Annotated in this window: 7 protein-coding genes and 1 pseudogene; all 8 read right to left on the bottom strand. The window is 32.0% G+C overall.

What is annotated here, in order from left to right; translation table 11 throughout:
- Positions 1 to 180 (bottom strand): annotated as a pseudogene (locus I6U48_RS23625) (RraA family protein); the annotation flags it as partial.
- Between the two features lie 18 nt (positions 181 to 198).
- Entirely contained in the window at positions 199 to 1173 is a 975-nt protein-coding gene (locus I6U48_RS23620; RefSeq protein WP_218322943.1) for a hydroxyacid dehydrogenase, read from the bottom strand.
- 105 nt (positions 1174 to 1278) lie between these two features.
- Positions 1279 to 2772 carry a DASS family sodium-coupled anion symporter gene (locus I6U48_RS23615; protein ID WP_218322942.1) on the bottom strand — a complete coding sequence of 498 codons (1494 nt, stop codon included), beginning with the start codon at positions 2770 to 2772 and terminating at the stop codon, positions 1279 to 1281.
- A gap of 80 nt (positions 2773 to 2852) precedes the next feature.
- On the bottom strand, positions 2853 to 3422 hold the full coding sequence (locus I6U48_RS23610; RefSeq protein WP_218322941.1) for an HD domain-containing protein: 570 nt from the start codon (positions 3420 to 3422) through the stop codon (positions 2853 to 2855).
- A 215-nt stretch (positions 3423 to 3637) separates the two neighbouring features.
- Positions 3638 to 3817 carry a hypothetical protein gene (locus I6U48_RS23605; RefSeq protein WP_218322940.1) on the bottom strand — a complete coding sequence of 60 codons (180 nt, stop codon included), beginning with the start codon at positions 3815 to 3817 and terminating at the stop codon, positions 3638 to 3640.
- A 117-nt stretch (positions 3818 to 3934) separates the two neighbouring features.
- Positions 3935 to 4834 (bottom strand): LysR family transcriptional regulator, encoded by a 900-nt coding sequence (locus I6U48_RS23600; protein WP_218322939.1) that lies wholly within the window; start codon positions 4832 to 4834, stop codon positions 3935 to 3937.
- A gap of 309 nt (positions 4835 to 5143) precedes the next feature.
- On the bottom strand, positions 5144 to 6100 hold the full coding sequence (locus tag I6U48_RS23595) for a D-2-hydroxyacid dehydrogenase (protein ID WP_218322938.1): 957 nt from the start codon (positions 6098 to 6100) through the stop codon (positions 5144 to 5146).
- Positions 6101 to 6120: 20 nt separating this feature from the next.
- Entirely contained in the window at positions 6121 to 7023 is a 903-nt protein-coding gene (locus tag I6U48_RS23590; RefSeq protein WP_218322937.1) for a sugar phosphate isomerase/epimerase family protein, read from the bottom strand.
- Between the last annotated feature and the right edge of the window lie 218 nt (positions 7024 to 7241).

Below are 7241 nucleotides of genomic sequence, written 5' to 3'. Positions count from 1 at the left end.
AGTTAAAGCCACTCCACACATCTTCTTTGATGGGCTTGACATTAACTTTATATCTGAATGAAGGGCACATAAACGTCCCATAGCATCTGCAACATTTGCTGCTGGCAATTCACTAAAGGCTTTCACTAATTCTTTATCTGGAAGTTCTCTCTTCAAAAATACTCTATTTCCTACTGGCATATTATTTTCCTCCTAGTACTAGTCTACTTTTTTTGTATAATCAAATTCAACTACTGGCCATGTTGGCTGTTGACCAGACAATACTTCATGAATACCTTGTGCTGAATGTAGTGACGCTCTATTAGTCGCTTCATTAGTAGCCGCTCCAATATGTGGTCCAACAACACAGTTTTCTAATGATAATAAGGGATGATCTGGGCTACATGGTTCTTCTCTAAGAACGTCTAAACCTGCTGCTGCAATTTTTCCAGTTGTTAAAGCTTTATATAAATCTCCTTCAACAACAAGTTTACCTCTAGCTGTATTAATGAAGAATGCTGTTTCCTTCATCATCTCAAATTCTCTTTCTCCAACTGAATCAACTGTTTCAGTATTTGCTGGACAATGCATTGAAACAATATCACAATCTTTAAAAATTCTATCTCTATCTTTAACTTTCACAACACCTTCTGGAAGCTGTTCTTGTGTTTTATATGGATCATAAACCATAACCTTCATATTAAATCCTTGCATTGCCTTCTTAGCAACAAGTGAACCGATGTTACCACATCCAATAAGACCTAATGTTTTGCCATCTAACTCAATTTTATTTACTTTTAATTTTGCATAATAGTAATCTTTTTTAATGTTATCTTTAACCTTTGTAAAATTTCTTGCACAATAAAGCATATAGAAAATTGCACACTCTGCAACTGACATACAGTTAGATTTTGGTGCATACACAACTTGAACACCATTTTTTCTAGCAGTTTCAAGATCTACAGTATCAAAACCAACACCATGTCTTGCAACAGCTTTAAGTTTAGGTGCAGCATTGAAAACATCAGCTGTCATTTTAGTCAATCTAACAATTATTGCATCACAGTCGGGTATATCTTTAATTACATCTTCAACTTCTTTTCCACTTCCATCTACTAATTCATAGCCTAAATTTTCAAGATAATCTCTCGCTGGTTGTGTAATTTCTTGTGGTAATAATATTTTATATCCCATTTTTATTCCTCCTAAATTTGTTTTTAATATAATACTCTATTTTATAAAATATTTTGCAGAACCTAATTGCACTGCTATAATATTTATAATCAATTCTTATAACCCTTAATAAATTCCAATAATTTTCCAATAAGGTAAGGCTACTATTACGTATACTAACATAACTATACCTACCATTATTGTTCCTACTCTATACCAGTCTTTTTGATCAACATACCCCTGTGAATATATATATATACTTGCACCATTTCCGTAGTTTGTTAACCAGCAGCTATATCCACCAAAGAAAGCCAACAATAAAGATAGTACTGTTATATTCGCTTGGGTTGTAAGTGCTAGTGTAAGGATTATAGGATATATTGCTCCAATATAAGCAGAATTTGATACGAAAAAGTATTTTACAGCAAAGGCCATAAGAAGTAATATAAGTATAACTAACCATCCATTAACATGCGCTAAATTTAAGTATTTCTTAAGAAGCGATGCTAAAAAAGGATAGAATTTTCCATTTGCTAGTATAGCTGCACTTCCAAAGAAACCACCGTACCACATATACATGCTCCAAGCCATTTTTTCTTTTAAAAGATCATCCCAAGTCATGATACCAAATAGTAATTCAAGTCCTATGAATAAGAATGCTACTACTCGCATATCAACACCCTTGATTGGTCCGATAACTATTTGAGGTCCAAACATCCATCCTAAAATTGAAAATATAAATATTCCAAGTAAAATCTTCTCTTTGCTTTTCATTGGACCCATTTCTGATTTAGCCTTTACAATTAGATGATCTATGTCTCCTAATTCTTTTATTTCTGGTTTATACAATTTGTACATGACAAGTGGTATTATAAATAATACTATTGCTCCAGGAACAATTGCTGCCTTAAACCAAAACATCCAAGAAAGCACAGCTCCCCCTGAACTTTGAATTGTTGAAGCAATAACTGCATTTGAAGCCATACCTGTTAAGAATAAAACTGCTGTACCCATTGATATCATATGATATGTCAATTCAAGATAAGCACCTAGCTTTTTGGGATTTTCTGTTGGTGTAGAACCTAAAGATTCACAAACACCTTTAAAAATTGGAAATACAATTGCTGAACGTGATGTATTTGATCCAGTTGCTGGACTTAAAATCAAGTCACAAATTAACAATATATAAGCTAATCCTATTGATGTTCTACCAAATTTAGTTTTTCCTAATTTCTCCAACAATACAAAGGCTATACGTTTTCCGAGACCTGTCTTTGTAAATGCTCCACATGCAAGTACTACTGATAACAAGAACACTACTGATGGTGATCCATAGCCTGCATATACTTTAGTAGGATCCATGAAAAGTGACGCAACAGCTAAAATAATCATTACTATAATTGGTTCAGCGAAAGGTTTAACTATTAAACCACAAAGTATTGCTGCATAAATACCAAACATATGCCACGTATTCGCTGCAAACTTAACTGCCTCTGCTGGATTTTTAGCTAATTTACTTGATAAAGTTATATCGATTAATCCTTGCGGTGTTGGTATAATCCAAACTATTATGCCTAAAAAAATAACCGGCAAAAGTCTTAATAACGTTTTCTTATCCATAATATTTCCCCTTTTTACATATATTTTTAATTAAATCTAGATATATTACTTAAGCTATATTTGAAAATTTAATGCGATCCTTATTTTCTAGTATCCAATATAAGTTTTGCTCCTGATATTAAGAAATGTATATCTGCATCTGCCACATCATTGTAATATAAAATTAACCCTTCTATTGTTCTTGGGATAACTTTTGATGCTCCTGCATGAGCTATAACGGTTGCAACAATTTCTTCTGGAAAATCATATTTCTGTGCATAATATCCACTCATGAATCCATGTTGATATGTTTTACCCATATTATTTTTTACACATGTACCTTCAACTTCTCCTGGATCATTTTCTACTATTTTGCATACATCATGTAAAACAATACTGATAATTAATACATCCATATCCACTTTGTATCCATATGCTTCTTTTACATTTTCCGCCATGTTAACAGAGTTTCTAATAATTGTTCTTGTATGATTCACAAGAGAAACATTTGGTGCTAATGTAGCAAATTGAGGTTTCATAATATCATCCCAAATTCCTGCCTCGAATGCCTCCTTCCATATTGCACATGCTTTGTCAACCAGTTCTTTATTATTTACCAAATCTAGTTCTGGAAATAATGCTTTAATTTCTTCTTTGCTTGTTGTTTTCATAATTCCATTCCTCCATAAAAATTTTAGCTAAAATGTTTTTCGTTTACACCGGTAATTAATCGATTAGATACACAGTTTGTCCTTACACGCTTATAATAACATCCTAATTTTCGACCGTAAAATGCATAAAATGTATTACAGTCATTACAAAATTCTATTATTTTTTTATAGATGAAATAGTAGAACTATATAGAATCCCATTTCGAGAAGTATATTTATAAATATATACAGTCATCATCTTCTATTAGATATGAATATTTCTCTTCTTTTGTTTTACTACTATAATAAAAATCCGCATTAGAATTAGGGTATACCATAATAGGCATACCCTTTCTTTTACTATTCTTCTTTTCATCACAATAAATATCTATATCTCTTAAAAGTTTTAATTCCATTTGATGCTATATATAAAATACCGATGTATTGAGCTGGTTGCTCCAAATTTCTCCTTAGATAGTTCTTTCCATCTAATATCTGTTGGAAGAAAGTAGAATTGAATGAGCTTTAATCTATTACAAATTTTTGATAGAATTATACTCATCTAACGCCTTTGTAAATATAGGTATACAGGGATTATTATTAACTTTCTTATAAGCTGCTACCACTCGTATAGGCTCATTGTTCCTTTTAATTCTCAAAAACTTAATATTGTTTTGAGCAAGATATTCCAGACTATGTAATAAAACACTAACCCCCATTCCACAACTTACCAGAGTCAATAATGCTGTAACAGTATTTGCATTACCAGTAACCTTAGGTATAAATCCATGACTTAAACATATATTTGTTATACGGTTATTACTTTGTGCTGAGACATTAGGATTCATTAAAATGAAATGATCGTCCCTTAAATTTAACAATTCTATAGTACCATCCTTTGCCTTTGGATGATCTACTGGTAATACAGCACAATAATAATCTTCATAAATCGTCTTAAAAACCAACTCATTTGTCTCAATAAATCCAGCTGTATTTGTAAAGGCTATATCAACCTTATCATTATAAAGCTCATTTAATAATGCAGTATGTCTATTGTCTGCCATCACTAAATTTATACTAGGATACTTTTTTCTAAAAAAATTAATAAAATCTGGTAAAAAGCTATGTAGTGAAGCTTCTAAAAACCCTATTTTCAAACTACCAGAGTATCCTTCTTTTGATTCCCTTACCTTTATTAGGATATTATTGTAGTGATATATCATCTTCTCTGCTTCTTCTAAAAAGGTCTTTCCCGCTGCTGTAAGCTTTACAGATCGTTTATCTCTTATAAAAAGTTCTGCTCCAATATCTTCTTCCAGATTGGATATAATTCTACTATAAGCTGGTTGTGTAATATACATTGATTTAGAAGCTTTTGTAAAATTCAAAGACTTTGCCAGCAAAATAAAACATTCCAATTGATGAGTATTCAATTTGCATCCTCCTTTATAAAGTTATCAATAACTATTATAACAAGATATGCAAAGAATTACATTATTATATAAGTAAGTTCACCATTGCTGCATCTCCTGCTGCAATAGTTTTTGCTTTATCTAATATTAGAGCTGCATCATTTTTAGGAATTACGATTACTCCATCAGCATCTCCAAGGATTATATCTCCTGGATTAACAGCTATGCGTCCACATAAAATATTGCTCTAGAAGATATTTTAACAAATAGAATTTTACTCATTTATAATCCCTCTCTAATTTCATAGTTATTGTAAAGTTTTTTCAATTACTATTTATTAACCACATTCTTTGCCGTACCCTTTATAAATGCCTCTAAATTATCTACTGCTATATTCATAAGTCTTTGTCTACTTTCTTTTGGAGCCCATGAAATATGAGGAGTAATAATACAATTTTTTGCAGTAAGTAATGGATTGTCCGCTTTTATTGGTTCTGTTGATACAACATCAACACCTGCTGCATATACTTTTCCACTATTTAATGCATCTGCAAGGTCCTGTTCTACAATTAAAGGACCTCTTGAATTATTAAGGATAATTACGCCATCTTTCATTTTTCCAATGTTGTCTTTGTTTATAATTCCTTCTGTTGATGGTAATAAAGGACAGTGTAGCGCAATAACATCTGATTCAGAAAATAAAGTATCAAGAGATACATATTCAGCAAATTCTTTACCTGCATCATTTGGATATTCATCATATTCTATAACTTTCATGCCAAGTGCTTTTGCAATTCTTCCTGTAGTCTGTCCGATACGGCCAAAACCGATAACCCCCATCGTCTTACCTGCTAATTCGATTAAAGGATAATCCCAAAAACACCAATCATCATTATTTTCCCAACGTCCATCATGTACTGCTTTATCATGGTGAGCAATATGATGACAGATCTCAAGTAAAAGTCCAATTGCAAACTGACCAACTGCATCTGTGCCATATGTTGGAATATTAGTAACTGAAATACCTTTTTCTTTAGCCGATACAACATCAACAACATTGTATCCAGTAGCTAATACACCAACAAACTTAATATTAAGACATGCTTCAAAGATCTCTTTTGAAATTGGTGTCTTATTTGTAAAAACAACATCTGCATTTCCGATTCTTTCAACAATCTTATCAGTTGGTGTTCTATCATATACTGTTAAGCACCCCAACTTTTCCATACCTTCCCATGTGATATCACCAGGATTTAATGTATAACCATCTAATACTACAATATTCATAATTAATTGCCTCCTAGTTATTAGTCTTCTACAAGAGCCCATGCTCTGTTAATAACTCTTTTTGTATTTGCTAAAATAATTTCACCATCCTCATCTCTCCAAGGTTTTACTTCTATTGACAATACATAAGGATTCTTTGCATTGAAAAATCCTTCTTCTTTTAATATTGTAAAAAAGTCTACTAATTCTTCAACATCATTTGCGCTATTTGGAAATCCAAATCTTGGATGTTTATCGCCATAAGCTTCGCGTCCTTTTTCTACTACCGCATTTCCAATGTGTAAATGTGTGATATAAGGTCTCAAAGTTTGCACAACAAACCTTGATGTTTCATGAGTTGTTGGAATGTGAGATAAATCAACCAATAAACCAAAATTATTATTTGTCATTCTCATATCCGCTGCAAATTGTGTTGCGTAAGGTGCTGGTCCTATTAATACTGATTTGTCCATATTAAAATCAAATACTTCTAGTTCGATCATCATTCCTTTTTTAGCTGCATAATCACATAAATTTCTTGTTGTTTTTAATAATTGAGAATATGCTTGATTTTTTGTTTCTTGTTCCCATTTTCCTGCTAAAAATGAAATACCTTTTGCACCAATATATTCTGCTTCATCTATTGCTTCAATTAATGCAGCTTCTGCTTTTTTTCTTCCTTCTTCGTTAACATCATTTGGATTTAAACCAGATTCTAGCAATGTAGGCTGTGCTCCATAACAAACTTCCATATGTGATTGTTCAAATATTTTTTTCATATCTGAACGTGTTTCATCATCTGCTACTTTAGTTACCTCTATAGCTGCAAAATAAGGATCACATGCAAGTGTTTTAACAGATTCAATTAAAGGATAATTTACTGGTGGATGTGACATCCATTGAAGAGTTCCTACCTGAAAATACTTTTGAATTGGGTCTTTCATTTCTCTACCTCCTAAACTTCATTTAAATATATTTTAGAACCAAAATTTAGAACAAGGGGCTGTCGCACTTAGGTAAGTACGGCAGAAAGTAGACTTATTCTGCTTTGATTATCTAAGTGCGACAGCCCCTTATCTCTTATATTTTCTAATATATATGGCTCTTCAGTATTATCATCTATTTAGATGTATACAAACTTTATTAAGCTCTATACACGTCA

The organism is Clostridium thailandense, from assembly GCF_019207025.1.
In the GTDB taxonomy this organism is placed as follows: Bacteria; Bacillota; Clostridia; order Clostridiales; family Clostridiaceae; genus Clostridium_AM; species Clostridium_AM thailandense.
This window is presented reverse-complemented; position numbering and strand designations above follow the sequence as displayed.

Bases quoted from the DNA above. Each gene is read 5' to 3' on its own strand.
- I6U48_RS23615 (WP_218322942.1), bottom strand. From the start codon at position 2,772: ATGGATAAGAAAACGTTATTAAGACTTTTGCCGGTTATTTTTTTAGGC.
- I6U48_RS23620 (WP_218322943.1), bottom strand. From the start codon at position 1,173: ATGGGATATAAAATATTATTACCACAAGAAATTACACAACCAGCGAGA.
- I6U48_RS23590 (WP_218322937.1), bottom strand. From the start codon at position 7,023: ATGAAAGACCCAATTCAAAAGTATTTTCAGGTAGGAACTCTTCAATGG.
- I6U48_RS23605 (WP_218322940.1), bottom strand. From the start codon at position 3,817: ATGGAATTAAAACTTTTAAGAGATATAGATATTTATTGTGATGAAAAG.
- I6U48_RS23595 (WP_218322938.1), bottom strand. From the start codon at position 6,100: ATGAATATTGTAGTATTAGATGGTTATACATTAAATCCTGGTGATATC.
- I6U48_RS23610 (WP_218322941.1), bottom strand. From the start codon at position 3,422: ATGAAAACAACAAGCAAAGAAGAAATTAAAGCATTATTTCCAGAACTA.